This is a genomic window from Stenotrophomonas sp. GL_111, assembly GCF_057835245.1.
The window spans coordinates 1,364,839-1,390,428 of sequence record NZ_CM174421.1 but is presented as its reverse complement, the minus strand read 5'-3'; the positions used below and the strand labels follow the sequence as shown (position 1 = coordinate 1,390,428).

Here is a 25,590-nt window from a genome sequence, read left to right as displayed (position 1 = left end):
TAAAATCGACGGTTCATGTCTCGCACCTCCTATCCCGCTCCTCCGCTGCCGCGTTCCGGCCAGCTCCGCGCCTGGTGGCGCGCTCCTGCATCGGCCACGGCGCTGGCCTGGTACGTCGCGCGTGCGGCTGAGGTCCACGACGGGCCGCTGCTGGTCATCGCCCGTGACAACCACGGTGCCAACCAGATCGAAGCGGACCTGCGCACCCTGCTGGGCAGCGCCTCGGACCTGCCGGTGGTGGCTTTCCCCGATTGGGAAACCCTGCCCTACGACGCCTTCAGCCCACACCCGGACATCATTTCCCAGCGCCTGGCCGCGCTGCACCGCCTGCCCACGCTCAAGCGCGGGATCGTGGTGGTGCCGGTGCAGACGCTGCTGCAGCAGCTGGCCCCGCTCAAGTACATCATCGGCGGCAGCTTCGACCTGAAGGTGGGTCAGCGCCTGGACCTGGATGCGGAGAAACGTCGCCTCGAAGGCGCCGCCTACCGCAATGTGCCGCAGGTGATGGACCCGGGTGACTTCGCCGTGCGCGGTGGCCTGCTCGATGTGTTCCCGATGGGCGCGCAGTCGCCGCTGCGGGTGGAGCTGCTGGACGAGGACATCGATTCGATCCGCGCCTTCGACCCGGAGAGCCAGCGCTCACTGGACAAGGTGGATGCGGTGCGGATGTTGCCCGGCCGCGAAGTGCCGCTGGACGACCTGAGCGTGTCGCGCGTGCTGGCCACGCTGCGCGAGCGTTTCGACGTGGATACCCGGCGCAGCGCGCTGTACCAGGATCTCAAGTCCGGGCTGGCCCCGGCCGGCGTGGAATATTACCTGCCGCTGTTCTTCGACCAGACCGCCACCCTGTTCGACTACCTGCAGCCGAACATGCTGCCGGTGATGGCCCCGGGCGTAGGCGAAGCCGCCGCTGCGTTCTGGGCGCAGACCCAGAACCGCTACGAGCAGCGCCGCCACGACGTCGAGCGGCCGTTGCTGGCCCCGCAGGAGCTGTACCTGAGCCCGGAGGCGTTGAGCGCCAAGCTCAACGCGCTGCCGCGCATCGAGGTGTGGGCGGCCGACCATCCGCGCATCGCCGAGGCGCAGGCGCTGGGCGAACAACCGCTGCCGCCGTTGCCGGTGGCCGCGCGCGATGCGCCGGCCGGCGAAGCGCTGAAGTCCTTCCTGGGCCACTACCCGGGCCGGGTACTGATCGCCGCCGATTCACCGGGGCGCCGCGAGGCGCTGCTGGAAGTACTGCTGGCGGCCGAATTGAAGCCGCCGGTGGTCACCGACCTGCCCGCCTTCCTGGCCGACACCGCCACCCGCTTTGCGATCACCGTGGCGCCGCTGGAGAACGGCTTCGCCCTGGATGCGCCATCGCTGGCGGTGCTCACCGAACGCCAGCTGTTCCCCGAACGCGCCGGTACCACCCGCCGCAGCCGCCGGGTCGGACGTGAGCCGGAAGCGATCATCCGCGATCTCGGCGAGCTGACCGAAGGCGCGCCGATCGTGCATGAAGACCACGGTGTCGGCCGCTACCGTGGCCTGATCGTGCTCGATGCCGGCGGCATGCCCGGCGAGTTCCTGGAAATCGAATACGCCAAGGGCGACCGCCTGTATGTGCCGGTCGCCCAGCTGCAGCTGATCAGCCGTTACTCCGGCGCATCGCCGGAAACCGCGCCGCTGCATTCGCTCGGGGGCGAGCAGTGGACCAAGGCCAAGCGCAAGGCGGCCGAGAAGGTTCGCGACGTGGCCGCCGAACTGCTGGAAATCCAGGCCCGCCGCCGTGCGCGTGCCGGCCTGGCGCTGCACGTGGACCGCAGCATGTACGAGCCGTTCGCGGCCGGTTTCCCGTTCGAGGAAACCCCCGACCAGCTCGCCGCGATCGATGCCACCCTGCGCGACCTGGCCAGCAGCCAGCCGATGGACCGCGTGGTCTGCGGCGATGTCGGCTTCGGCAAGACCGAAGTCGCCGTGCGCGCCGCGTTCGCCGCGGCCAGCGCCGGCAAGCAGGTGGCGGTACTGGTGCCGACCACGTTGCTGGCCGAACAGCACTATCGCAACTTCCGCGACCGTTTCGCCGATTGGCCGCTCCGGGTCGAAGTGCTGTCGCGCTTCAAGAGCACCAAGGAAATCAAGGCCGAGCTGGAGAAAGTGGCCGCCGGCACCATCGATGTGATCATCGGTACCCACCGGCTGCTGCAGCCGGACGTGAAGTTCAAGGACCTGGGCCTGGTCGTGGTCGATGAGGAGCAGCGTTTCGGCGTGCGCCAGAAGGAAGCGCTGAAGGCGATGCGCGCCAACGTGCACCTGCTGACCCTGACCGCCACCCCGATCCCGCGCACGCTCAACATGGCCATGGCCGGCCTGCGCGACCTGTCCATCATCGCCACCCCGCCGCCGAACCGGCTGGCGGTGCAGACCTTCATCACCGCCTGGGACAACGCGCTGCTGCGCGAAGCCTTCCAGCGCGAACTCGCGCGCGGTGGCCAGCTGTATTTCCTGCACAACGATGTGGAAAGCATCGGCCGCATGCAGCGCGACCTGGCCGAACTGGTGCCGGAAGCGCGCATCGGCATCGCCCACGGGCAGATGCCCGAGCGCGAGCTGGAACGGGTGATGCTGGATTTCCAGAAACAGCGCTACAACGTGCTGCTGTCGACCACGATCATCGAATCGGGCATCGACATCCCCAACGCCAACACCATCATCATCAACCGCGCCGACCGCTTCGGCCTGGCCCAGCTGCACCAGCTGCGTGGCCGCGTCGGGCGCTCGCACCACCGTGCCTACGCCTACCTGGTGGTGCCGGACAAGCGCGCGATGACCCCGGATGCGGAGAAGCGGCTGGAGGCGATTGCCTCGATGGACGAACTCGGCGCCGGTTTCACCCTGGCCACCCACGACCTGGAAATCCGCGGTGCCGGCGAACTGCTCGGCGAGGACCAGAGCGGGCAGATGGCCGAGGTCGGCTTCAGCCTCTACACCGAGCTGCTTGAGCGCGCGGTGCGCAGCATCCGGCTGGGCAAGCTGCCCGACCTGGACGCTGGCGAAGAAGCGCGCGGCGCGGACGTGGAACTGCACATGCCGGCGCTGATTCCCGACGACTACCTGCCCGATGTGCACACCCGCCTGACCCTGTACAAGCGCATCAGCAGCGCGCGCGACAGCGATGAACTGCGCGAGCTGCAGGTGGAGATGATCGACCGTTTCGGCCTGCTGCCGGACCCGGCCAAGCACCTGTTCGCGATTGCCGAACTGAAACTGCAGGCCAACCGGCTCGGCATCCGCAAGCTGGACCTGGGCGAGAACGGCGGGCGCATCGTGTTCGAGGCCAAGCCGGACATCGACCCGATGGCGGTCATCCAGCTGATCCAGAAGCAGCCCAAGCTGTACACCATGGACGGCCCGGACAAGCTGCGCATCAAACACCCGCTGCCGTTGCCGGAAGACCGCTTCAGCGCCGCCAAGGCGCTGTTGCTGACCCTCTCGCCACGCTGATCCTGATTCCCCCGATGACCCTCCGCTACTGCGGGCCGGAGGGTCTGCCTGCTTTTTGCCCGCGACAAGGAGAGTTGCTTTGAAATCATTCCGCCCCCTTCTGCTGGCTGCCAGCCTGGCCGTGTTGACCGCCTGCGGCGGCAACGGCATGAGCGCCAGCGAGTACCTGACCGAAAACGTGGCGTTCTGGAACGGCACCGCCACGACCGTGCAGCAGTGGACCATCGGCAACCAGGGCCTGGAACTGCAGAAGGCGCTGGCCTCGGGCAAGGGCATCGCCAGCTTCAAGCCGGGCCTGGAGCGCGCACGCGCCGAGATGCAGCAGCACCTGACGCTGATCGACCAGATGCCGCCGTCCGAGGATGCCAAGGACGTGCACCAGAAGCTGCGCACCTACGTGCAGAGCTCCGATGAGATGTTCGGCATCCTGGTGCAGATCGCCGCGCTGCCGGAGGGCTACAGCCAGGCGCAGATCACGCCGCTGGCCGAACAGCTGCAGCAGCTGGGCACGCGCATGGACACCGAGATGGAGGCGCTGGACGCCGCCCAGGGTGCGTATGCCAAGCAGCACGGCATCCAGTTGCAGAGGCATTGATCCATCCGAGCCTGGTCGCACGTGCGGCCAGGCTCGCCAGCAGAATCGCCCGTGACCGACCCTACCCCGTTTGACCCGACCCATCCGCTGACCTGCTCCATCGATGCGCTGTCGATGTCGCTGCAGATGCGCGACCCCTACACCCGCTTCCACTGCGACCGCGTTGGCGAGCTGTGCGAGCAGCTCGGGCGCCATTGCGATCTCGATGCGGCGCAGCGCCACCAGCTCGGCCTGGCCGCACGATTCCACGATATCGGCAAGATCGGCATCCCCGATCATGTGCTACTGCATCCGGCCCGGCTGGATGAGGTGCAGGCGGCGATCATGCGCACCCATCCCGAGCGCGGCGAGCGCATCTTCGCGGCCACCGGTCGCGCCGATGCCGACGCGGTGGCCCAGCTGATCCGTTCGCACCACGAGGCCTACGATGGCAGTGGCTATCCCGACGGGTTGCGTGGCAGCGAGATCCCGTTGGGTGCCCGCATTCTGACCATCGCCGATGCCTGGGATGCGATGACCAGCGACCGCCCCTACCGCGATGCGATGGAACGCAGCCGCGCGATGCGCATTCTCGACGATGCCGCTGGCGGCCTGCTCGATCCGGACGTGCTGGGCGCGTTCCAGCAGCTGCTCAAGCGTGAGCCCGCACGGGTCTGAACCTGGAAGGTTTTTTCCAAGCGGTGTTCCAGAAAAAACCCGGCTTTCGCCGGGTTTTTCATTTCGCTCAACGGCCTGCGATCACCACAGTACGACGCGCTTGTCGTCGCCGCGCACCATCGCATCACCGGCCTTGCACTCGAACGCGCTGGCGTAGGCCGGCATGTTCGACGGCGCGCCGTTGGCACGGAAGTTCGCCGGGGCGTGCGGGTCGGTGTTCAGGCGCACGCGCAGCTCGCCGTCGGTGAAGTTGCGGCGCCACACGGTGGCCCAGTTCATGAAGAAGCGCTGGTCCTGGGTGTGGCCGTCCACGGCTACATTGGCCTTGGGGTTCTCCTTCAACGCCATCTGCAGCGCGTCATAGGCCACGGTCAGGCCGCCCAGGTCACCGATGTTCTCGCCCAGGGTGAGCTTGCCCTTCACCTTGATGCCCGGCAGCGATTCATAGCCATCGAACTGCGCGACCAGCTGGTCGGTACGCTCGGTGAAGGCCTTGCGGTCGCTGTCGGTCCACCAGTTGTCGAAGTTGCCGTTGGCCGCGAACTGGCTGCCCGAGTCGTCGTAGCCGTGCATCATTTCGTGGCCGATCACCGCGCCGATGCCGCCGTAGTTCAGTGCCGGATCGGCCTTGGCGTCGAAGAACGGCGCCTGCAGGATCGCCGCCGGGAACACGATCTCGTTCTTGGTCGCGTTGTAGTAGGCGTTGACGGTCTGCGGGGTCATGCCCCACTCGGTCTTGTCCACCGGCTTGCCGATCTTGTTCAACATGTAGCGGTAGTTGAACGCGCGCGCGGCCTGCATGTTGCCCAGGTAGCTGTCGGCGTTGGTTTCAAAGCCCGACCAGTCGCGCCACTTGTCCGGGTAGCCGATCTTCGGGGTGAAGCTGGCCCACTTCTCCAACGCCTTCTTGCGGGTGTCTTCGCCCATCCACTCCAGCTTTTCCAGGCGCGCCTTCAGCGCCACCGACAGGTTTTCCACCAGGTGCTGCATGGCCACCTTGGACTCGGCCGGGAACACTGCTTCCACGTACAGCTGGCCCAGGCCTTCGCCGATGGACGTGTTGACCGACTCCAGCACGCGCTTCCAACGCGGCTGCATTTCCTTCTGGCCGCGCAGGGTGGTGCCGTAGAAGTCGAAGTTGGCCTTTTCGAAGGCGCTGCTCAGGTACGGCGAAGCGTCATCGAGGGTGTGGAAGCGCAGGTAGGCCTGCCAGGTGCTGGCCGGTACGTCGGCGAGCATCTTGTCCACTTCGGTGAAGAACGCCGGCTGGGCCAGCGAGAACTTCGTTGCGGCCGGCACCTTGAGCGTGTCAAACAGGGTGGTCCAGCTGAAGTTCGGGGTCAGCTTGTCCGCTTCGGCGGCACTGACCGGGTTGTAGCGCTTGGCCGGGTCGCGCATTTCAATGCGCGACAGCGACGCCTTGGCCAGGCGGGTTTCGAAGTCCATCACCGCCTTGGCCTGGGTCTTGGCCTGCGCGGCATCCACGCCGGACAGGGTCAGCACCTGGGCGATGTAGGCCACGTAGGCGTCGCGGATCTTGGCCTGCGCATCGTCGAAGTAGTAGCCCTTCTCCGGCAGGCCCAGGCCGCCCTGGCCGACGTAGGCGATGACGTTGGCCGAATCCTTGTAGTCGGCATTGGCGAACAGCGAGAACAGCACGCCCTGGCCCTGTGCCTGGCTGTCGCGCAGGTACTGGGTGATGGCGGCGGTGTCGCTCAGCGCGGCGATCTTGTCCAGCTGCGGCTGCAGCGGCGTGATGCCGGCGGCCTCGATCTTGGCTTCGTCCGAACCGGTCTTCCAGATATCACCGATCTTGGCTTCCACCGAGCCGGCCTTGGCCTGGCTGGCTGCGGCCTGCTCGACCAGCGTGTGCTGCACTTCCAGCGAGCGCTCACGCAGGATTTCGAAGCTGCCCCAGGTGGTCTGGTCGTTCGGCACCGGGTTGGCGGTGAGCCACTTGCTGTTGACGAACCCGTTGAGGTCCGTGCACGCGGCGATCGCCGGGTCCAGATCGGCGCTGTTGAGCGAGATCAACGGGGTCTTGATCTGCGACAGATCAAAGGCCGGCTTGGCATCGGCCGCAGCGGTCGGTGCGGTATCGGTCTTGCCGCACGACGCCAGCGAAGCGGCGATGGCGACGGTCAGGCCCAACGGGACCAGCTTGGAAAACTTCATGCGACTCTCCGGCTACAGATGGATGCATTGCCCGGATACCGGGCAATCCAGCAGCGTAGCGCGGGAGGGGGCGCGACGGACCGGCCAAAGGTCACAGGCATCGGACCGGCACGCCTCGCGGTGGGTCCGACCTCCCGGTGGGTCCGACCTCGCGGTGGGTGCGGACCGTTGGTCCGCACATTGCCAGCACTCGCGACACTGCATATCGGCACGGAAAGATCGTACCGACCAACGGTCGGTACCTACTTCGCCTTGCCCTGGTTCGCCACGGCTTCAGCGGCCTTGCGTGCCGCTTCCGGGTCGCCCAGGTAGCGGAACGACTTCACGCTCAGATCGTCGTTCAGTTCGAACAGCAATGGAATGCCGGTCGGAATGTTGAGCTCCAGGATGGCGTCCTGCGAGACGTGGTTGAGGTACTTGTACAGCGCGCGCAGCGAATTGCCATGCGCGGTGACCAGCACCGTCTTGCCGTCCTTCAACTGCGGGGCGATCGCATCGAACCAGTACGGCAGCACACGTTCCAGCGTGGTCGCCAGCGACTCGGTGCCCGGCAGCGCGTTGCGGTCCAGACCGGCGTAGCGACGGTCGTGGATCGGGTGGCCCGGATCGTCGAGCGACATCGCCGGCGGCGGGATGTCGTAGGAACGGCGCCAGATCTTGACCTGGTCTTCGCCGTGCTTAGCTGCAGTCTCGGCCTTGTCCAGGCCCTGCAGGCCGCCGTAATGGCGCTCGTTCAAGCGCCAGCTCTTGCTGACCGGCAGCCAGTCCTGGTCCAGCTCGGCCAGCGCGCCCTGCAGCGTGTGGATGGCGCGCTTGAGCACCGAGGTGTGCGCCACATCGAACTGCAGCCCTTCCTCGCGCATCAGCCGGCCGGCGGCGGCGGCCTCGCGGCGACCCTGTTCGGTCAGTTCCACGTCCACCCAGCCGGTGAAGCGGTTGTCCAGGTTCCACTGGCTCTGGCCGTGGCGCAACAGTACGAGTTTCCGGGTCACTGCAGTATCTCCGACAGGTGGCAAGGCAGGCGCCCATTGTAGCGGCAAGCCCACCTGCCCTGCCCCGCGCCCCGGCTCAGGGATGCGGATGGCCGTGATGGCCCTGTGCGTCCGGCCCGCTGCGACGCTGCTCGCCGGTCGCGAGGGCGGGGTTGGCATGCACGTGCCCGGCATGATCACGCCCGGCATGGTCATCGGCGGCGGCGGTACGCCCCGGACCGACGCTGCAGGCATCGCCGCAGTGGTCGGCTTCGATCTGCAGGGTCACATGGTCGATGCCGAAGCGTTCGTGCAGCACCGTGCCCAGGTCGCGACGCAGGCGGTCGGCATCCACGCCGGCGCCCATCACCACGTGCGCGGTCAGCGCCGGGGTGCTCGAGGCGAGCGCCCACACATGCAGGTCGTGCACATCCAGCACGCCATCGTGGCTGCACAGCGCCGTGCGCACCGCGGCCACGTCCATGCCCTTGGGCACGCCTTCCAGCAGCACGTTGATCGCCTCGCGCATCAACACCCAGGTGCGCGGCAGTACCCACAGCCCGATCAGCACCGCCAGGATCGGGTCGATCGGCTTCCAGCCGGTCCACTGGATCAACAGCGCACCCACGATCACCGCCACCGAGCCGAGCATGTCCGCCCACACTTCCAGGTAGGCCCCCTTCACATTGAGGCTCTCGCCGCTGCCGGCACGCAGCAGGCGCATCGAGATCAGGTTGATCACCAACCCGGCCGAGGCGATCACCAGCATGCCGGTGGAGGCGATTTCCTGCGGCTGGCGGAACCGTGCGATGGCCTCCCACAGGATGTAGCCGGCCACCACGAACAGCATGGCGCCGTTGATCATCGCGCCCAGCGCTTCCAGCCGCGCATAGCCGTAAGTGCGCTTGGCATCAGGTGGGCGCCGACTCAGCCGCACTGCGATCAGCGCGATCATCAGCGCCAGCGTATCGGTGGCCATGTGCGCGGCATCGGACAGCAGCGCCAGGCTGTTGGTCCAGAACGCACCGACCACTTCGATCAGCAGGAAGGTCGAGGTCAGCCCGAGCGCCCACCACAGGGGCTTCTCGTGGCGGATCTCGCTGGGAAGGTGATCGTGGTCGTGACCCATGGCAACAGCTCCTGTGCAATGCGATCAGGCTACCCCGGTGGGCCGCGGGAGACTATTACGTGATTTATAACATTGCATGCCCGGATCGTCCTGACTCCCCTTCAGCTTCCTGCCCCAGCGGCCGATACCGGGGGATTGATCCACGCAGGTCGCTCCACCGTGCACATTCCCTCCCTGGACGAGGCCAGCCAGCCGCTCGCCGACGCCTGGCACCATTGCCTGCACGAAGCAGGCCCCGCTGCCGCCGCGCTGCTGTGTGCGGTGGCGGTGGACACCCCGCCCGCACTGGCCGAACGCTTCTACGCCGTGTTGCTGCAGGACCCGCGCGCCTCGCGCTTCCTGTCCCATGAGCAGGTAAAACAACGCCTGCAGCCGTCGATGCAGCGCTGGTTACAGCAGCTGCTGAGCACCGATGACACCGGCGTAGCCGCCGCCGTTGCCGCGCAGCGCGTGATCGGTGATGTGCATGCCCGCGTCGGCATTCCCGTCGACCTCGTCACGCGCGGTGCGCGGGTGCTCAAGCACGCGCTGTTTGCCCAGCTGCGTGCGCGTGCCCCCCATACCGATATCGCCTTCGCCGCGATCAGCTGCATCAGCACGGTGATCGATATCGCGCTGGAAGGCATGACGCTGGCCTACACCCACGCGCGCGAGCGCTCCTCGCGTACCGATGCCGCCTACCGGCTGTTCTCGCTGGTGCAGAACGTCAGTACCGAACGCGAGCGCCAGCGCGCCCTGCTGCTGGATTGGGAAAACGCGCTGCTGTACGCCATTGCCAGCCAGAGCAGCGAGGCCGATACGGTTGACCTGGCGCACTCGGAATTCGGCCTGTGGTTCACCCACAAGGGCATTCCCAGTTTTGGCGAAAGCAGCGAGACCGCGCAGGTCGGCACACTGGTGGCCAGCATCGATGCACAGCTGCGCGCCGCCCTGCTGCACGCCGACCTCGCCGCCCGGCTGGCGGCACTGCAGGACATCCGCGAGCAGCTGGCACGGATCCGCACCTTGATGGGCATGTTGTTCGAGCGCATCGGCGAACTGGATGCCGGCAGCGACGCGCTGACCAACCTGCTCAACCGCCGCTTCCTGCCGACCGTGCTGCGCCGTGAGATCGATCTGGCCAACAGCACCGGCACGCCATTCTCGGTGCTGCTGCTGGACCTGGATCACTTCAAGGCGATCAACGACACCCACGGCCACGACGGTGGCGACCGCGCCCTGCAACATGTGGCCGCACTGCTGGGCCAGCTCACCCGGGGCAGCGACTATCTGTTCCGCTACGGGGGCGAAGAGTTCGTGGTGGTACTGGTGGCGGCTACCGCCGTGCAGGCGCAGGTGATCGCCGAGAACCTGCGCAAGCAGATCGCGCAGCACCCGGCCCAGCTCGGCAACGGCCAGCCGCTGGCGCTGACCGCCAGCATCGGCGTGGCCGCGCACGATGGCCACCCCGACTACGAACGGCTGATGGCCCGCGCCGACGCGGCCATGTACCAGGCCAAGAAGGCCGGCCGCAATCAGGTGGTCCTGGCCAGCGACACCTTGCCCGAACCGCCGGGACGGCAGGCGCTGCAGCGCGGCTGAAACCGCCGCGCTACCATCGCCGCTGGCATCCCGACCAGACAGGTACCGCATGTCCTTGCTCCGTAGCGTGCTGTGCGCCGCGCAGGCCATGTTGCCAGGACGCGCAGCGGCCGCTGACCCGCCCGCCAGTGCGCACGACGAGCGCGCGCTGTGGGCGTACACGGAATGGCTGGCGCTGGGCTGGGAAGCATCGCCGGAACAGACGCTGCGCGGCATGCAGCGGATCCAGGCCGATAGCGGCCCGATCGACAGCGCCGACCCGGTCGCGCTGCGTTTTGGCGACGACCTGTACGCAAGCCGCGCCGAGATCGAGCATGGGCCGGATGGCCGCATCCTCTCGCTGCAATTGCCCTTGGCCGACCGCTGTGTGCCATTGCGCTCGCTGCGGCAACGCCACCCGCAACTGTGGGTGATGGACTCCCTGCACGGGGGGCATGGCCCCGGTGGCAACACCACCCTGGGCGCCGAAGTCGGCACGGCGATGATCGCCTTCACCTTCCCGGCCGATGCCAGCGACTGCCTGTCGCAGGTGCGGATCAGCCACGCCGCCGCGGCCAAGGCCGGTCCCGGCGTGAAGTAGCACGGCTGCAACCGCCCGTTGCGGCACAGCCTTCGGTACCTTCGGCGCATGCCGGGCGTGGCGGCGGCAGCGTAGGATCTTCTGGCGGGCCCGGCCCGCGTTGCCACCTGCCTGCCAAGGATCCACGCGATGCCGTGCCGCCCTCTGCTGTCTCCCCTGCTCGCCCTGCTGTTGCCCACGTTGTTGCTGGCCGCGCCCACCGTTGGCGCACGCGAGGTGGCGCAGCCGGCCGAACACGTCGACGCCGATGGGCCGTATGTGTTCCGCACCGACAAAGGCCTGGAAGCCCAGTGGATCTGCAATGACCACGTGGTGCGGCGAACGCTGCCCACGAAGGGCGAAGCCACGCTGATCGCACCGCAATGCGGCTATCCGCACCCGGTGACCGTGCTGCCGCCACGTACAGCAGAACTGGCGCAGTATCCGGCGACACCGCGCATCGTGGCGCTGTCGGACATCCACGGCCAGTACGGGCTGCTGGTGAAGCTGCTGCGCGCCCACCACGTGATCGATGCGCAGGACCGCTGGTCGCTCGGCGATGCCACCCTGGTGGTGGCCGGCGATGTGTTCGACCGCGGCCCGCAGGTCACCGAGGCGTTCTGGCTGCTGTACCGCCTGCAACAGGACGCCGCCGCAGCCGGTGGCGCGGTGCACTTCGTACTCGGCAACCACGAAACCATGGTGCTCTACGACGACCTGCGCTACGTCAATCCGAAGTACCTCAAGAGCGCGCAGCTGCTGGGCCGCACCTACCCGGCGCTGTATGGCCCGGACTCCACGATTGGCCAGTGGCTGCGCACCCGCCCGGTGCTGCTGCGGATCGGCGACACGCTGTTCCTGCACGGCGGCATCGCCCCGGAGAACCTGGACCTGGTGCGCGACATGGACACCACCAACCGTACCTACCAGGCCGCGGTCGGTCTTCCGCGTGATCAGGTCAAGGCCGCGCCGGACACCGCGCGCCTGTTCGACGGCAAGACCAGCCCGATCTGGTACCGCGGCTATTTCGATGGACGCATGGACACCGCGCAGGTGCAGGCACTGCTGACGCAGCTGGACCTGAAGCGCATCGTGGTGGGTCACACCTCGATGCCGCACGTCAGCCGCTTCCATGGCGAGCGCATCATCGCCATCGACAGCAGCATCAAGAACGGTGAGAACGGCGAATTGCTGTTCATCGACAACGGCGTGCTCAGCCGTGGCCTGCTCGACGGCAGCCGGGTGCCACTGGCCGAGGGAACGATGGATCGGGAGGACTGACCCCCTCTTGCGGGACATGCGACAGTTGTCGCACACTTGCGACATCACCTCCTGACACTGGTGTCGCCATGGTCCGCGTCCCCACCCCCTCCAACGCCGAGCTGGAACTGCTCAAGTGCCTGTGGCGCCAGAGCGCCTGCAGCGCGCGCGAACTCCACAACGGCGTGGCCGCCACGCTGGACTGGTCGTATTCGTCCACGCGCAAGACGCTCGAGCGCATGGTCGACAAGGGCCTGGTCGATGAGACGGCCGAGCATGGTCTGAACGTCTATCGGGCCAAGGTGGGCAAGGTGGCGACGCTGGCCGCGCTGAGCGCGGACTTCGCCCGCCGCGTGCTGGAGATCGACGGCGGCCTGCCGGTGCAGGCCTTCGCCGACAGCCGCCTGCTGAGCGACACCGAGCTGCAGCAGCTCGAAGCCCTGCTGCGCGACCCGGACCGGGAGTCGCAGCCATGAGCCTGCCGTCACTGGATGCGTCGCTGGTGCACCTGCTGGGCAGCCTGCTCTGTGCTGGCCTGGCGTGGGGCGCGGGTAGCCTGTTGCACCGCTGGCTGCAGCTGTCGGCGGCCGCGACCCGCTACTGGCTGTCCCTCTGGCTGCTTGCCGTGCTGCCGCCGTTGCTGGCGATCGCACTGACCTTCGCCGCACCGGCGCAGGTCGCCGCGCTGCCCACGCCGCTGGCGCTGCCGATCGCGCTGGAACTGGACGCGAACAGCACGCCGATCAGCGCAGGCACAAACCCGGCAACCCGGCTGGGCTGGCCAACGCTCGCACAGCTGCTGTGGGCGGCCTATCTGGCCGGTGCCGGCATCGCACTGCTGCGCCTGCTGCGCGGCACCCGGGCGGTCGCGCGGATCGTGCGCGCGGCAGCGCCTGTCGCGCCGACGGCGTGGCCGGGCGCAGGCTGCCGCGAACACGCCGAGCGTTATTCGCGACAGGGCATCGGTATCCGTCTCACCCCGCACGCCGTGAGCCCGTTCGCCGTGCGCTGGCCGCGCCCGACCATCGTGCTGCCTGCCACAGCAGTGCAGGATTTCAGCGACCGTCAGCTGCGGCTGGTGCTGGCCCACGAAGCGGCGCACCTTGCCCGTCGTGATCCGCAGCGGGCCGGCGTGATGGCGATGGTGGACGCGCTGCTGTGGTTCAACCCGTTCGTGCGCCGCCTCGCCGCCCGCGTGCAGATGGCAGTGGAACTGCGCTGCGACGCGCTGGCACTGGGCACCGACGACACCGCCCGTCGTGACTTCGCCGCCGCCTACCTGCAGGCCCTGCGCATGGCCGGCCACGGTGCGGCCGCGTCATCCCCCAGCGCACTGACCCATCGCGATGCCGCCGGCCACCGGCTGCGCATCCAACACATGCTGGCCGGTGACACCGGGCGCGCGCTGCCAGGGGTTGCGCGCACGCTGCTCGGAGCGGGCGCGCTGGGCCTCGGCGCGATGCTGGTGCTTGTCCAGGCCGGCACCGCTGCCACGCCCCTCCCATTGGGCATCGTGGCCATCACCGCCCATCGCACGCTCGCCACACCTGACGCGTCGCTGCTCGCTGCGGCCACCATGCACTTCGCCGCACCGCTGGCGCAGTCGCGCATCACCGGGCACTACGGCGATGCCGGCGGGATCCGCCAACGCGCGCATCGCGGCATCGACTTCGGCGCACGCGTCGGTACGCCGGTGCTGGCGCCGGCCGATGCCACCGTGATGGCCGCCACCACCGCATATCCCGGCGGCGCGCAGTACGGCACCGTGGTGGTGCTGGACCATGGCAACGGCTGGCAGACCCTGTTCGCCCACCTCGACGGCACCGACGTGCAGGTCGGCCAGCAGGTCCGCAGCGGCGATCAGATCGCACGCACCGGCCGCAGCGGACGCGTGACCGGCCCGCACCTGCACATGGAGATGCTGTTCAACGGCGAACGCATCGACCCGCAGCGCCGGCTGCCATGAGCCGCTGACCCGCTCCACCGCGTTGCTACCCCGCGTTGCATCTGGTCGTCCTGGTCGCAGGAGGGGCAGGTGTTGCCTGCCCCACGGCCACCCCGGCCCTGTCCTGGACCGCCCGCATGCCCCTGCCCGCTTCCTGCCGTCCGATCCTGCTGCTGCCGCTGTGCCTCGCCCCGACGGCCTGGGCCCAATCGGCCACCCTCGATGGCGGCACCCCGCCAACCACTGCACTGGACACCGTGCAGGTGCAGGCGGCGCACTACCAGGCGCGCCGCGATGACACCGCCACGCGGATCGTCATCGATGCCGCGCAGCTGCGTCAGTACGGCGATCCTGCCCTGCTGGATGCGCTCAAACGACTGCCTGGGATCAGCGTTGGCCAGGGGGCACCCGGTCGTAGCGGCACACTGTCGCTGCGTGGACTGGGCGCTGGCTACACCCAGATCCTGATCAACGGGCAGAAGGCGCCGCTGGGCTTCGATCTGGACGCGCTGAGCCCGGAGATGGTCGAACGCGTCGAGATTCTCCGCGCGCCCACCGCCGACCTGCGCACCGAGGCAATCGCCGGTACGCTCAACATCGTACTGGCCGCCGGTGCACGCAAGGATGCCGAATCGTTGGTACTGGTCTGGGGGCTCTCCAACGCGCGCAATACGCCATCGCTGACCTGGCAGCGCAGCCGTCGCCAGGCACAACGCAGCCAGTCGATAACCGCCAGCGCCTCGCGCCGCGAGTTCCTGGTTGAACAGCGCGCCGTGGAATCGACGTATGACCACGCGGGCCAGGCGGACGTGCTGCGCAGCAGCCAGTTGCGGGCCACCGGCTCACGTGAGGCGGTGTCGCTTGCACCCGGTATGGAACTCCGCCTGGACAATGGCGATACCGTGGCGCTGCAGGCGCTGGCCGACGCCAGCCGGTTCCAGCGCAGCACCGACATCGCGTGGGACAACTGGCTGGGGCCGCCGCTGCTGCAGGCCCGCTACGTGCAACGCACCCGCATCGCGGTGGAACAACTGAGTGGCAGCGCGGCCTGGACCCACGCCTTCGCTGCCGGCGGCAGCTTCACCACGCGGCTGGCCGTGGGTGGCAACCGCGAACGCTACCGCTACCGCGAACAGGGCGTCGGCATTGATGGCCGACAGAACCTGGATGACCACACCGACGCGCGCCTGCGCGTGCACAACGTCAACAGCACGGGAAAATACGCGCTGCCCACGCACGGCCGACACACGCTGGAACTTGGCTGGGAAGGCAGTCTCGATGGCCGCGATGAGGCCCGCCTGCAGCAGCTGCGGCCGATCGCGGGCAACGCCGGCAGCATCAGCGATCTGTCCTTCGATGCGCGCATCCGGCGCGTGGCCGTGTATGGGCAGGACGAGCTGCAGCTCAGTCCACGCTGGTCGATGTACCTGGGCCTGCGCTGGGAGAACATCGACATCCGCAGCGCCGGCAGCGGCTTTGCCGCCATCCAGCAGCGCGACAGCGTGCTGTCGCCGGTGCTGCAGTCATTGTGGAAGCTGCCGGGCACCCGCGACGACCAGCTGCGCGTGGCGCTGAGCCGCACCTACAAATCCCCGACGCTGACCTCGCTGATTCCGCGCCCGTACACCTCGACCAACAACCGGCCGCTGAACCCCGACGAGCAGGGCAATCCGTCGCTACGCCCGGAGCTGGCCACCGGCGTGGACATTGCCTATGAAACCCAGGGCAAGGACGGCACCGAGTTCAGCCTGGGTATCTATGCGCGGCGCGTCCAGGATGCAGTACGCACCGAAACCGTCGTGCAGGACGGGCGATGGGTCGCCACACCCCGCAACGCAGGCGATGCCCGCAGCTGGGGGCTTGAGATGGATGCCCGGGTCGCATTGGCGCGGTTCCTCGCCAACGCACCGGAGGTGTCCTTCCGCATCAATGCCACGCGCAACTGGTCGCGTGTGGACGATGTGCCCGGGCCGGACAACCGCCTGGACGGGCAACTGCGTTTCACCGGCTCGCTGGGCGCCGACTACCGGATCAACCCGCGCTGGAGCACCGGGCTGAACTACACCTACCGCAGTGGGGGCCCGGTGCGCATCGGCAACGGCCAGATCGACATCGACGCCTACCAGCGCGAACTGGACCTGTATGCACTGTGGACGCTGGGACCGCGCACCAAGCTGCGGCTCAGCGCCAACAACCTGCTGCGGCATGACCTGGTCTCGGGCCAGGTGCTGTGGGATGCGCAGGGCCGGCAGCAGCTGCAGCAGCACCGATCCACCGCACCGGTGTGGCGGCTGCAGTGGGAGCAGCAGCTCTAGGCGGCCGCGCGGCTGGCAGGTTCAACCGGCTGCGGCAACGCGGTCTCCACCACCGTAGCAGCCCGCACGCGCTGCGGCCTGCTCGGGAACGCATGGCGCACGATCCGCCACATCACCTGGCCAAACTGCTTCGGCAGCGAACCGGTGTTGTAGTGCTGCCCGTAGCGCGCGCAGATCGCCTTCACTTCCACCGCGATGGCGGCGTAGCGGTTGGCCGGAATGTCCGGGTAGAAGTGGTGTTCGATCTGGTGACTGAGGTTGCCCGACATCACGTTCATCAGCTTGCCGCCGGTGAGGTTGGACGAGCCGCGCAGCTGGCGCAGGTACCAGTGGCCGCGGCTTTCATCGCGCACGCATTCCTTGGGGAAGGTCTCGGCATCGGCGGTGAAGTGGCCGCAGAAGATGATCACGTAGGTCCACACGTTGCGGATCAGGTTGGCCACCACGTTGCCCAGCAGCACCGGCAGGAAGAACGGGCCGGCCAGCGCCGGGAACAGCAGGTAGTCCTTGAACATCTGCCTGCCCATCTTGCGACCGACCGGGCGCGCCTGCGCGCACAGCTGCTTGAAGGTCATCTTGCCGGCCAGCCAGCGGCCCAGGCGCAGATCCTGTATCGCGATGCCCCACTCGAACAGCAGCGCGAACACCACTGCCACCACCGGCTGCATCAGGTAGAACGGGCGCCAGCGCTGTTCCGGGAAGATCCGCAGCAGGCCGTAGCCGATGTCGTCATCCAGCCCACGCACATTGGTGTAGGTGTGATGACGGAAATTGTGGGTCTTGCGCCAGTTGTCGGCGGTGCCGACGATGTCCCATTCGTAGGTGCTGCCCTGCAGCTGCGGGTCGCCCATCCAGTCGTACTGGCCATGGATGACGTTGTGGGCCAGCTCCATGTTCTCCAGGATCTTGGACACTGCCAGCAGCACCACGCCGGCGATCCACGCCGGAATCAGCACGCTGTGTACGAATGCGCCCAGGAACAGCAGGGCGCGGCCGGCCACGCCGGTCCAGCGCACGCCGGCCACCACGCGGCGGATGTAGCGCGCGTCGGCGGCGCCCAGGGTCGCCAGCTGGCGCGCGCGCAGCGCATCGAGTTCATCGCCGAACGATTGCAGTTGGGCGGCGGACAGCGCGCGGTTGTGCACGGAAGACATGGTCAGAGCTCCAGGATCAGATCGGTGCTGGCGCTGTTCACGCACAGCTTCACCTGCGTGGCCGGTTCGGCCGCGTAGTCGCCGGTGAGGGTATGGCGGGTGACGCCGCTGGCCTTGGCGCACACGCAGGTATTGCAGATGCCCATGCGGCAACCACTGGGCGGGCGGATGCCTTCGGCCTCCAGTGCCTGCAGCAGTGAGGTGCCACGCGGCAGTGCCAGGGTGCGGCCGCTGCGGCGCAGTTCCACCTGGACCAGGCCGTCCTCGACATCGGCCAGCACCGGCGCACTGAACGCCTCGGATTCGATCGAGCCGACCTGCCCCTGCAGCCGCGCCTGTGCAGCCTCGACAAAACCACCCGGGCCACAGATCAAGGTGCGGGCCGTGCCGAGATCGCCCAGCGCCTCGAAGGCGAATGCGTCCACGCGCGCCGCGGGTTGCTGCGGATCACGGGTCAGCGCCAGATGCAGCTGGAACTGCGGATGACGCGCGGCCAGGGCCGCCAGTTCCTCGGCAAAGCACACCTGCTCACGTTGGCGTGCCCAGTACACCAGGTCGACCCGACCGGGCATGCCCGCCGCCTCCAGCTGGCGCAGCAGCGCACGCATCGGGGTGATGCCGCTGCCACCGGCCAGCAGCAACAGGCGCGCATCGGCGCCGGGCTGCACGGTCATCGCACCGAACGCCTGGCCCAGCTCGACCACCTCGCCAATCTGCGCGGCATGCACCAGGTGCTGGCTGACCTTGCCGCCGGCAATCGCCTTGACCGTGATCACCAGCCGGCCATCGGCCAGCACGGTGGGGCTGTAGCTGCGGCTCAGCCGACGGCCCTCCACGTCCACCCCGAGGGTGACGTGCTGGCCCGGCGCCAGGCCTTTGAAATGCCGGTTCGGGCGCAGCACCAGGGTCACCGCGTCGGCACTGGCCGTTTCCCGCGCCACCAGCCGGGCCCGCGCACGGCGCAGCGTCCACAACGGGTGCAGGCCGGTGGCCCAGAAGTCGAACAGCGCCTCGGGCACCCACTGGCGGGGCGCAAGGCGGCTGGAACGGCGGCGTGGAGGTTGGGGACGTGCGCTCATGCAGGCCACTATACGCACGGGCATACATGTGTGTATACAGTTGTGCACTGGCGGGACCGGCTATGATTCAGGGACTTGACTGCCGTGCCCCCGATGACCTCCCCAGACCTGCCCCTGTCGGCCGCCGATGACGTCCATCCGGCGCGCAAAGCCTCGATCTCGCGTGACGACCTGCTGGCCGCCGCGCTGGCGCTGATCGGCCCGCACCGCAGCGTCTCCACCCTGAGCCTGCGCGAAGTGGCGCGTGAAGCCGGGATCGCACCGAATTCGTTCTACCGCCAGTTCCGCGACATGGACGAGCTGACCGTGGCCCTGATCGACCTGGCCGGGCGCTCGCTGCGCACCATCATCGGCGAGGCCCGCCAGCGCGCCGCCTCCTCCGAGCGCAGCGTGATCCGCCTGTCGGTGGAGACCTTCTTCGAACAGCTGCGCGCCGATCACAAACTCCTGCACGTGCTGCTGCGCGAAGGCAGTGCCGGCTCGGATGCGTTCAAGCAGGCGGTCGACCGCGAACTGAACTACTTCGAAGACGAACTGCGCCTGGACCTGATCCGCCTGGCCGCCGCCGACGGCGGTGCGGTGCTGCACGAACCGGCGCTGGCCTCCAAGGCGATCACCCGGCTGGTGTTCGCGATGGGCGCCACCGCGGTCGACCAGCCGCAGGAAAAGGACGCCGAACTGATCGAGCAGCTGTCGCAGATGCTGCGCATGATCATCACCGGTGCACGCACGATTGCCGGCAATCCGCCAACGCGCTGAACCGGCGGCCGTCCGCCCGGCCTAGCTGAACGGACCCTCAGCGCGGGGCGCTCCCCGCCGGCCACTCACGCCCCGCTCTGCCTTGCTGGCGCTACCCTGCGCGCTCTCGGCATCCGTTGCAGTGGCGGCGGTGCGCCGGCTACTGGAGCCAGGCCTTGCGCGTACTCATCGCCGAAGACGACCCGGATATCGCGTCCGGCCTGTGTGCGTCGCTGCGCCGCCAGGGCCATGTGGTGGACCATGTCGACAACGGCGCGCATGCCGATGCCGCACTCGGCGCCACCGCCTATGCGCTGCTGGTGCTGGACCTGGGCCTGCCGCAGATGGAAGGCCAGCAGGTGCTGCAACGCCTGCGCCAGCGCGGCGACGGACTGGCCGTGCTGGTGGTCACCGCGCGCGATGGCCTGAGCGAGCGCGTGCGCATCTTGGACCTGGGCGCCGACGACTACCTGGTCAAACCCTTCGCGCTGGACGAATTCGAAGCGCGCGTGCGTGCGCAGCTGCGCCGGGTCACCAGCAATGGCGCCCCGGAACTGCGCATCGGCCCGTTGCGGCTGGACCTGCCCGGGCGCCGGGTATGGGTGGGCGATGCGCCGTTGGAACTGACCGCGCGCGAGTTCGGCCTGCTCTCGGCGCTGGCCGTGCGCCCGGACCGCATCGTCTCGCGCGCCCAGCTGGTGGACGCCCTGTGCGACTGGGGCCAGGATCTTACCGACAACGGCCTGGACATCGCCCTGCACCGCCTGCGGCGCAAGCTGCAACCCGGCGGCATGGGCATCCGCACCGTGCGTGGGCTGGGCTACATGCTGGAGGAAGCCACCCCGTGATGCGCGGCCCGCCCAGCCTGCGCCGTCGCCTGCTGGCGTTCCTGGCGCTGCCGATGCTGGCGCTGCTGATCCTCAATGCGCTGCTCACCTATTACATCGCGCTGGAATATTCCAACCGCATCCACGACCGCAACCTGACCGACGACACCCACTCGTTCGCGCAGATGCTCAGCACCATGCCGGTCAACGGCGATCTGTCGCCACAGGCGCGCTTCCTGATCGAGTACGACCCCGACGGCCACCGCTACTTCAACGTGGACAGCAGCCGCCACGGCACGATCAGCGGCAACGCCGATTTCAGCGCCTACGCCCCCTCGCAGGAATGCGGTGAGCGCCAGTACCCGGTGCTCTACAACGGCCAGCTCAACGGCCAGCAGGTGCGCATGGCCACGGTCTGCACCCAGGCCATGAACGATGCCGGCGACCGCCTGGCCGTGACGGTGGCCGAGACCATGGCCGACCGCCGCCATCGTGCGCAGGAGATCCTGATGATCACCATTCCGCTGATGGCCTCGCTGATCCTGGGCATGGCCGCGTTGGTCTGGTTCGGGGTCAAACACGGCCTGAAGATCCTCACCCCGCTCACCCGCCGCCTGGCCCGGCGCGAGGGCGAGCTCACACCGATCTCCGATGCCGATGTGCCCGAGGAGATCCAGCCGTTGATCAGCACCATCGACGGACTGATCGCGCGGCAGTCGGAGATGATCGCGCTGCAGAACCGCTTCATCGCCGATGCCGCGCACCAGTTGCGCTCGCCGTTGACCGGGATGGGCCTGCACGTGGAACAGGCGCTGGCGCTGGACGACCCGCACGCCGTGCGCGAAGCGCTGCAGCACATCCGCCGTTTGAACGCGCGCACCACCCGGGTCAGCACCCAGCTGCTGGCCCTGGCGCGCGCGCAGGCCGTTCCCGACGCCCTGCAGGCACTGGACCTGGGCGCGCACGTACCGCATTGGGTGGGCGCGCGCGTTCCCGATGCGATCCGTGCCGGCATCGACCTGGGCTACCACAGCGATGCCGGCCCCTGGTGGGTGATGGGCAATGCACCGCTGCTGCACGAAGCCCTCGACAACCTCATCGACAATGCCCTGCGTTACGCCGGCCGCGGAACCACGGTGAGCGTGGGGCTGCACGTCAGTGAGCGCGAGGTGGCGCTGTATGTCGAAGACAACGGCCCGGGCGTGCCGCCGGAGATGATGGCGCGGTTGGGCGAGCGCTTCTTCCGCGCCCCCGGCACCGGCGAGCCTGGCACCGGGCTGGGCCTGGCCATTGCCCGCGCGTCGCTGGACCACATGGACGGTCGCATCGCCTACCTCAACGTGGCCAGCGGTGGGCTCAAGGTCTCCCTGCGCTTCCCGCGCCTGAAGCGCGGGTGACCCGGGCCCGGCCGATGAAAGGCTGGCGAAAACCCCGGTTGCGATCCTGCAGGCTCCCTGTGACCTGCCGGAGCCGACACGGTGACTGCTTCCCATGAATTCTTCTACCCCGGTGGCGCACACGGCGTGCTGCTGGTGCATGGCCTGACGGGGACGCCAGCGGAAATGCGGGTGCTGGGAAAGGGCCTGCACAACGCCGGCTTCACCGTGCACGGCGTGCAGTTGCCCGGCCACTGCGGCAGCGTCGAGGACCTGCTGCAGACCCGCTGGGAGCAGTGGTACGACGGCGTTGAACAGGCCGCGGACCGGCTGCGCACACGCGTGGACCGGCTGCACGTGGGCGGCCTGTCGATGGGCGCGGTGCTGGCGCTGGCATTGGCCGCGCGGCGCCCGGAGTGGGTGCATGGCGTGGGCGTGTACGGGGCGACGTTCCGCTATGACGGCTGGAACATTCCCGCGGTGGCGCGGCTGTCGTTCCTGCTGCCGTGGTTCAAACGACTGGGCATCGGCCGCGACCGCATGTTCATGGAAGAGCCCCCCTACGGGCTGCGCGACGAACGCCTGCGCGCGCAGGTCAGTGCCGCGATGCTGTCCGGCGACAGCGCGGCGGCCGGGCTGCCCGGCAACCCCTGGCATGCGCTGGCGGAGATGCATGCCTTGTCGCACTGGACGCGCCGGCACCTGCACCAGGTCCGCGCACCCTGCCTGGTGGTGCACGCGCGCGAAGACGATGTCGCCAGCCTCGGCAACGCCCACCTGGTGATGTCACGGGTCCGCGGCCCCAGCGAGCTGGTCGTGCTCGATGACAGCTATCACATGATCACCATCGACCGCGAACGCCGCGAGGTGATCCGGCGCAGCGTGGCGTTCTTCAACGCTGTCGCCGACGGCCGCGGCGCCCTGCCGGAGGTGGCCTGAGATGGGCTCGCTGGCCATCACGCTGTGGCTGGTCAACGTGGTGCTCGACACCGGCGGCCAGCTCGCGTTCAAGGCCGCCGCCAGCGACCCGCAGGACGGTGAAGGCCTGCAGCGCTGGCGGCACATGCTGGGGCGCCCCTGGCTGTGGCTGGGCATTGCCTGCTACGTGCTGGAATTCGTCGCCTGGATCGCGTTCCTGTCACTGGTGCCGTTGTCGATGGGCGTACTGCTGGGGTCGATCAACATCGTGGCGCTGATGATCGCCGGCCGGCTGCTGTTCCGTGAGCGGCTGACGCCCCTGCGCGTGGCCGGCATGCTGCTGGTCTGTGCCGGCGTGGTCGTGGTCGGGCTGGGCGCATGAAGCGCTTGTATCTCGTCGGGTTCCCGCTGCTGATGGCGTTCGACACGCTCGCGCAGCTGTGCTTCAAGCTCGCCGGCGACGGCGCGCTGCCGGTGGAGGCCAGCACCGACTGGGTACTGCGGGTCCTCGCGCAGCCGTGGGTGTATGGCGCCATCATCGGCTACATCGGCGCCTTCTTCACCTGGATGAGCCTGCTGCGGCATGCGCCGATCGGCCCGGCCTTCGCCGCCTCGCACCTGGAAGTGGTGAGCGTGCTGTTGCTGTCGGCGTGGCTGCTGCACGAACCACTCACTGCGCACCACCTGCTCGGTGCGGGATTGATCGTGATCGGCATCCTGTGCCTGGGCCGGGCCGAGGCGCACGATCCCCACCACGCGGACGGCCCGCGCGCATGATCGTCCTGCCACGCGAACTGCCGCCTACCGCCGGCCTGCCCATGCAATGGCTGGATTTCCTGCCCGGCGGCGGTGACCTGTGCGCGGTGATGGGCGCGCAGCTGGGCAGCCCGCCGTTGCAGCTGACCTGCTCGGGCAGCGCGGCACTGCTGCTCGCCCTGCGCACGCTGCAGCACCGCGCGCCCGGCCGCGACACGGTGGTGATACCGGCCTACACGTGTCCGCTGGTGCCCATTGCCGTGCATGCCGCCGGCCTGCGTGTGCAGCTGTGCGATACCCGCCCTGGCCACTTCGACCTGGATGCCGACGCGCTGCGCGAGGCGTGCAGCGCGCGCACGCTGGCCGTGCTGCCCACGCATCTGGGCGGGCGCGTGGCCGATGTTGATGACGCCTGCGCGGCCGCGCGCGACGTGGGTGCGTGGGTGATCGAGGATGCCGCGCAGGCGCTCGGCGCGCGGGTGGGCCGCAGCAGTGTCGGCCTGCGCGGCGACATCGGCTTCTTCAGCCTGGCGGCCGGCAAGGGCCTGAGCCTGTTCGAAGGCGGCCTGCTGGTCTGCCGCGACCCGACGTTGCGTGCCGCCCTGCGCGACGCCGCCGACGAACACGCACCGGCGCAGCTGCGCCGTGAACTGCAGCGCAGTCTGCAGCTGCTGGGACTAGCGCTGTGCTACCGGCCTTCGCTGCTGCCGCTGGTGTACGGCGATCCGTTGCGCCAGGCACTACAGCGCCACGCGCTGGAAGCCGCAGTGGGCGATGTATTCCCGCTGGACATCCCGCAGCACCGCGTCAGCCGATGGCGACAGGCCGTGGGTGCCCGTGCCGCGCGACGCCTGCCCGCCTTCCAGCAGGCTACCCGCGCGCGCGGCCTGCAGCTGCGCGATCGCCTGCAGCAGCTTCCCGGGGTTACCGTGATCGATGACGCACCTGGCACGCAGGGCACCTGGCCACTGTTGATGGTGCGCCTGCCCAGCCAGCGCGCGCGCGATGCCGCACTGGCCACGCTGTGGTCCAGCGGCCTGGGCGTGAGCCGCATGTTCATCCATGCCCTGCCCGACTATGCGTATCTGCGCGGCATCGTGCCGCCACAGGCCACCCCGCAGGCACGCGATTTCGCCGCGCGCACCCTGACCATCGGCAACAGCCCGTGGTGGACCGACGCCGATGTCGACGCGATCCTGAAGGGGCTGGCACCTCAGAAGTGGTAAATGAAGGCCAGGCTGCGCTCCCACTGGCCGCTGCTGCCGAAGTGCTGCACCAGCGGGCTGTCGGCGGCACCGCCCAGCAGGCGCGCGTACTCCAGTGACAGGGCCAGCCCGGTGTGCTCGCTGGTGGGCACGAACACGCTGTAGTTGGCCGAGGCCTGTTGGCTGCCGCTGCCGGGCTGCCAACGGCCGATGTCCAGCTGTGTGGCCGTCTGCGTGCCCACGCCGAAGTAGCGCTGCATCGCCGCGCCGTTCATGCCGCGCCAGCCCAACGACAGCGACTGCTGCAGGTACCATACCGGCGGCAGGTCATAGTCCACGTACAGGTTGAGGTAGGCACCGTCGCTGCCCAGGTCGTGGCCGAGACGCCCGCCGATGGCCACCGCATCGCTGGCCTTGTACTCGACAAAACCGCCGGCAATCAGGCGGGCATTGATCACCGGTACCGCAGTGGCCAGATGCGGACCGAGATCACTGCGGCTGCGCCCCCACAGGTAGTCACCATAGACACCGGTCTGCCATCGCCCCGCCTTGAGCAGCGGCACGGTCAGCCCATCGGTGCTGGACAGTTCACCGATGCCGGGCGCCTCGATATCGAAGAAGGGAATCGGCTGCCACTGCTGGCGCGCCGATCCCAGCCAACGCGGCAGCTGCTGCGCGCCAGCACCGAGGGCGACGCTCCAATGATCGCCGTCGTCCTGCGTGGCCGCCTGCACGGAACCGCAGGCCAGCAGTGTCAACAGCGTGATACACACGCGGCGGGTGAACTTGGACATGGCGGCCACGCTACACCGGTTATGTCGATCCGACATGTTTTCGACATCGCTGAACCGTTCCCGTGCGGACACG

Annotated in this window: 22 protein-coding genes; 16 read left to right on the top strand and 6 right to left on the bottom strand. The window is 68.5% G+C overall.

The window, feature by feature from the left end:
- Positions 1–15 precede the first annotated feature (15 nt).
- The 3 genes from mfd (at position 16) to AC3IPM_RS06285 (ending at position 4,735) form a co-directional block, all read left to right on the top strand.
- Complete coding sequence (gene mfd, locus AC3IPM_RS06295) at positions 16–3,483, top strand: transcription-repair coupling factor (protein ID WP_489303108.1); 3,468 nt, start codon at positions 16–18, stop codon at positions 3,481–3,483.
- A 79-nt stretch (positions 3,484–3,562) separates the two neighbouring features.
- Positions 3,563–4,078, top strand: a complete 516-nt coding sequence (locus AC3IPM_RS06290; protein WP_489303107.1) for a hypothetical protein — start codon at positions 3,563–3,565, stop codon at positions 4,076–4,078.
- A gap of 51 nt (positions 4,079–4,129) precedes the next feature.
- The gene (locus tag AC3IPM_RS06285; protein WP_489303106.1) at positions 4,130–4,735 is read left to right on the top strand and encodes an HD-GYP domain-containing protein; all 606 of its coding nucleotides are present in this window, start codon (positions 4,130–4,132) and stop codon (positions 4,733–4,735) included.
- Between the two features lie 81 nt (positions 4,736–4,816).
- Here AC3IPM_RS06285 and AC3IPM_RS06280 read toward each other — a convergent pair whose 3' ends face one another.
- The 3 genes from AC3IPM_RS06280 to AC3IPM_RS06270 form a co-directional block, all read right to left on the bottom strand.
- Positions 4,817–6,910, bottom strand: coding sequence for a M13 family metallopeptidase (locus tag AC3IPM_RS06280; protein WP_489303105.1), 2,094 nt, complete (start codon positions 6,908–6,910; stop codon positions 4,817–4,819).
- A 242-nt stretch (positions 6,911–7,152) separates the two neighbouring features.
- Complete coding sequence (gpmA, locus tag AC3IPM_RS06275; protein WP_489303104.1) at positions 7,153–7,902, bottom strand: 2,3-diphosphoglycerate-dependent phosphoglycerate mutase; 750 nt, start codon at positions 7,900–7,902, stop codon at positions 7,153–7,155.
- Positions 7,903–7,978: 76 nt separating this feature from the next.
- The gene (locus AC3IPM_RS06270) at positions 7,979–9,010 is read right to left on the bottom strand and encodes a cation diffusion facilitator family transporter (RefSeq protein ID WP_489303103.1); all 1,032 of its coding nucleotides are present in this window, start codon (positions 9,008–9,010) and stop codon (positions 7,979–7,981) included.
- A 159-nt stretch (positions 9,011–9,169) separates the two neighbouring features.
- Here AC3IPM_RS06270 and AC3IPM_RS06265 point away from each other — a divergent pair, with 159 nt between their 5' ends.
- The 6 genes from AC3IPM_RS06265 (at position 9,170) to AC3IPM_RS06240 (ending at position 16,670) form a co-directional block, all read left to right on the top strand.
- A complete protein-coding gene (locus AC3IPM_RS06265) occupies positions 9,170–10,591 on the top strand; it encodes a GGDEF domain-containing protein (RefSeq protein WP_489303102.1) in 1,422 nt (473 codons plus the stop codon).
- 49 nt (positions 10,592–10,640) lie between these two features.
- Positions 10,641–11,171 (top strand): hypothetical protein, encoded by a 531-nt coding sequence (locus AC3IPM_RS06260; RefSeq protein ID WP_489303101.1) that lies wholly within the window; start codon positions 10,641–10,643, stop codon positions 11,169–11,171.
- Positions 11,172–11,300: 129 nt separating this feature from the next.
- The gene (locus tag AC3IPM_RS06255) at positions 11,301–12,431 is read left to right on the top strand and encodes a metallophosphoesterase (RefSeq protein ID WP_489303100.1); all 1,131 of its coding nucleotides are present in this window, start codon (positions 11,301–11,303) and stop codon (positions 12,429–12,431) included.
- 68 nt (positions 12,432–12,499) lie between these two features.
- Positions 12,500–12,886: a BlaI/MecI/CopY family transcriptional regulator gene (locus tag AC3IPM_RS06250; protein WP_489303099.1), complete on the top strand. Its 387-nt coding sequence runs from the start codon at positions 12,500–12,502 to the stop codon at positions 12,884–12,886.
- Positions 12,883–14,376, top strand: a complete 1,494-nt coding sequence (locus AC3IPM_RS06245) for a M23/M56 family metallopeptidase (protein WP_489303098.1) — start codon at positions 12,883–12,885, stop codon at positions 14,374–14,376. Before AC3IPM_RS06250 ends, AC3IPM_RS06245 begins: the two co-directional genes overlap by 4 nt.
- A 116-nt stretch (positions 14,377–14,492) precedes the next feature.
- On the top strand, positions 14,493–16,670 hold the full coding sequence (locus AC3IPM_RS06240) for a TonB-dependent receptor plug domain-containing protein (protein WP_489303097.1): 2,178 nt from the start codon (positions 14,493–14,495) through the stop codon (positions 16,668–16,670).
- Here the strand turns inward: AC3IPM_RS06240 and AC3IPM_RS06235 are convergent.
- Positions 16,667–17,824, bottom strand: coding sequence for a fatty acid desaturase family protein (locus tag AC3IPM_RS06235; RefSeq protein ID WP_489303096.1), 1,158 nt, complete (start codon positions 17,822–17,824; stop codon positions 16,667–16,669). The two genes, AC3IPM_RS06240 and AC3IPM_RS06235, sit on opposite strands and share 4 nt — an antisense overlap.
- Positions 17,825–17,826: 2 nt before the next feature.
- Complete coding sequence (locus AC3IPM_RS06230; protein WP_489303095.1) at positions 17,827–18,903, bottom strand: flavin reductase family protein; 1,077 nt, start codon at positions 18,901–18,903, stop codon at positions 17,827–17,829.
- Between the two features lie 93 nt (positions 18,904–18,996).
- Between AC3IPM_RS06230 and fabR the strand changes: the two genes are divergently transcribed.
- The 7 genes from fabR (at position 18,997) to AC3IPM_RS06195 (ending at position 24,744) form a co-directional block, all read left to right on the top strand.
- On the top strand, positions 18,997–19,662 hold the full coding sequence (gene fabR / locus AC3IPM_RS06225) for an HTH-type transcriptional repressor FabR (protein ID WP_489303094.1): 666 nt from the start codon (positions 18,997–18,999) through the stop codon (positions 19,660–19,662).
- Between the two features lie 155 nt (positions 19,663–19,817).
- Positions 19,818–20,489 (top strand): response regulator, encoded by a 672-nt coding sequence (locus tag AC3IPM_RS06220; protein ID WP_489303093.1) that lies wholly within the window; start codon positions 19,818–19,820, stop codon positions 20,487–20,489.
- Positions 20,486–21,865, top strand: a complete 1,380-nt coding sequence (locus AC3IPM_RS06215) for a sensor histidine kinase (protein WP_489303092.1) — start codon at positions 20,486–20,488, stop codon at positions 21,863–21,865. The genes AC3IPM_RS06220 and AC3IPM_RS06215 overlap by 4 nt, the downstream gene beginning before the upstream one ends.
- An 81-nt stretch (positions 21,866–21,946) precedes the next feature.
- The gene (locus tag AC3IPM_RS06210; RefSeq protein ID WP_489303091.1) at positions 21,947–22,783 is read left to right on the top strand and encodes an alpha/beta hydrolase; all 837 of its coding nucleotides are present in this window, start codon (positions 21,947–21,949) and stop codon (positions 22,781–22,783) included.
- 1 nt (position 22,784) lies between these two features.
- The gene (locus AC3IPM_RS06205) at positions 22,785–23,144 is read left to right on the top strand and encodes an EamA family transporter (protein ID WP_489303090.1); all 360 of its coding nucleotides are present in this window, start codon (positions 22,785–22,787) and stop codon (positions 23,142–23,144) included.
- On the top strand, positions 23,141–23,539 hold the full coding sequence (locus AC3IPM_RS06200) for a DMT family transporter (protein WP_489303089.1): 399 nt from the start codon (positions 23,141–23,143) through the stop codon (positions 23,537–23,539). The genes AC3IPM_RS06205 and AC3IPM_RS06200 overlap by 4 nt, the downstream gene beginning before the upstream one ends.
- A complete protein-coding gene (locus AC3IPM_RS06195; protein ID WP_489303088.1) occupies positions 23,536–24,744 on the top strand; it encodes a DegT/DnrJ/EryC1/StrS family aminotransferase in 1,209 nt (402 codons plus the stop codon). Before AC3IPM_RS06200 ends, AC3IPM_RS06195 begins: the two co-directional genes overlap by 4 nt.
- Here AC3IPM_RS06195 and AC3IPM_RS06190 read toward each other — a convergent pair.
- Positions 24,732–25,517: a MipA/OmpV family protein gene (locus AC3IPM_RS06190; RefSeq protein WP_489303087.1), complete on the bottom strand. Its 786-nt coding sequence runs from the start codon at positions 25,515–25,517 to the stop codon at positions 24,732–24,734. The genes AC3IPM_RS06195 and AC3IPM_RS06190 overlap by 13 nt on opposite strands.
- Positions 25,518–25,590 lie beyond the last annotated feature (73 nt).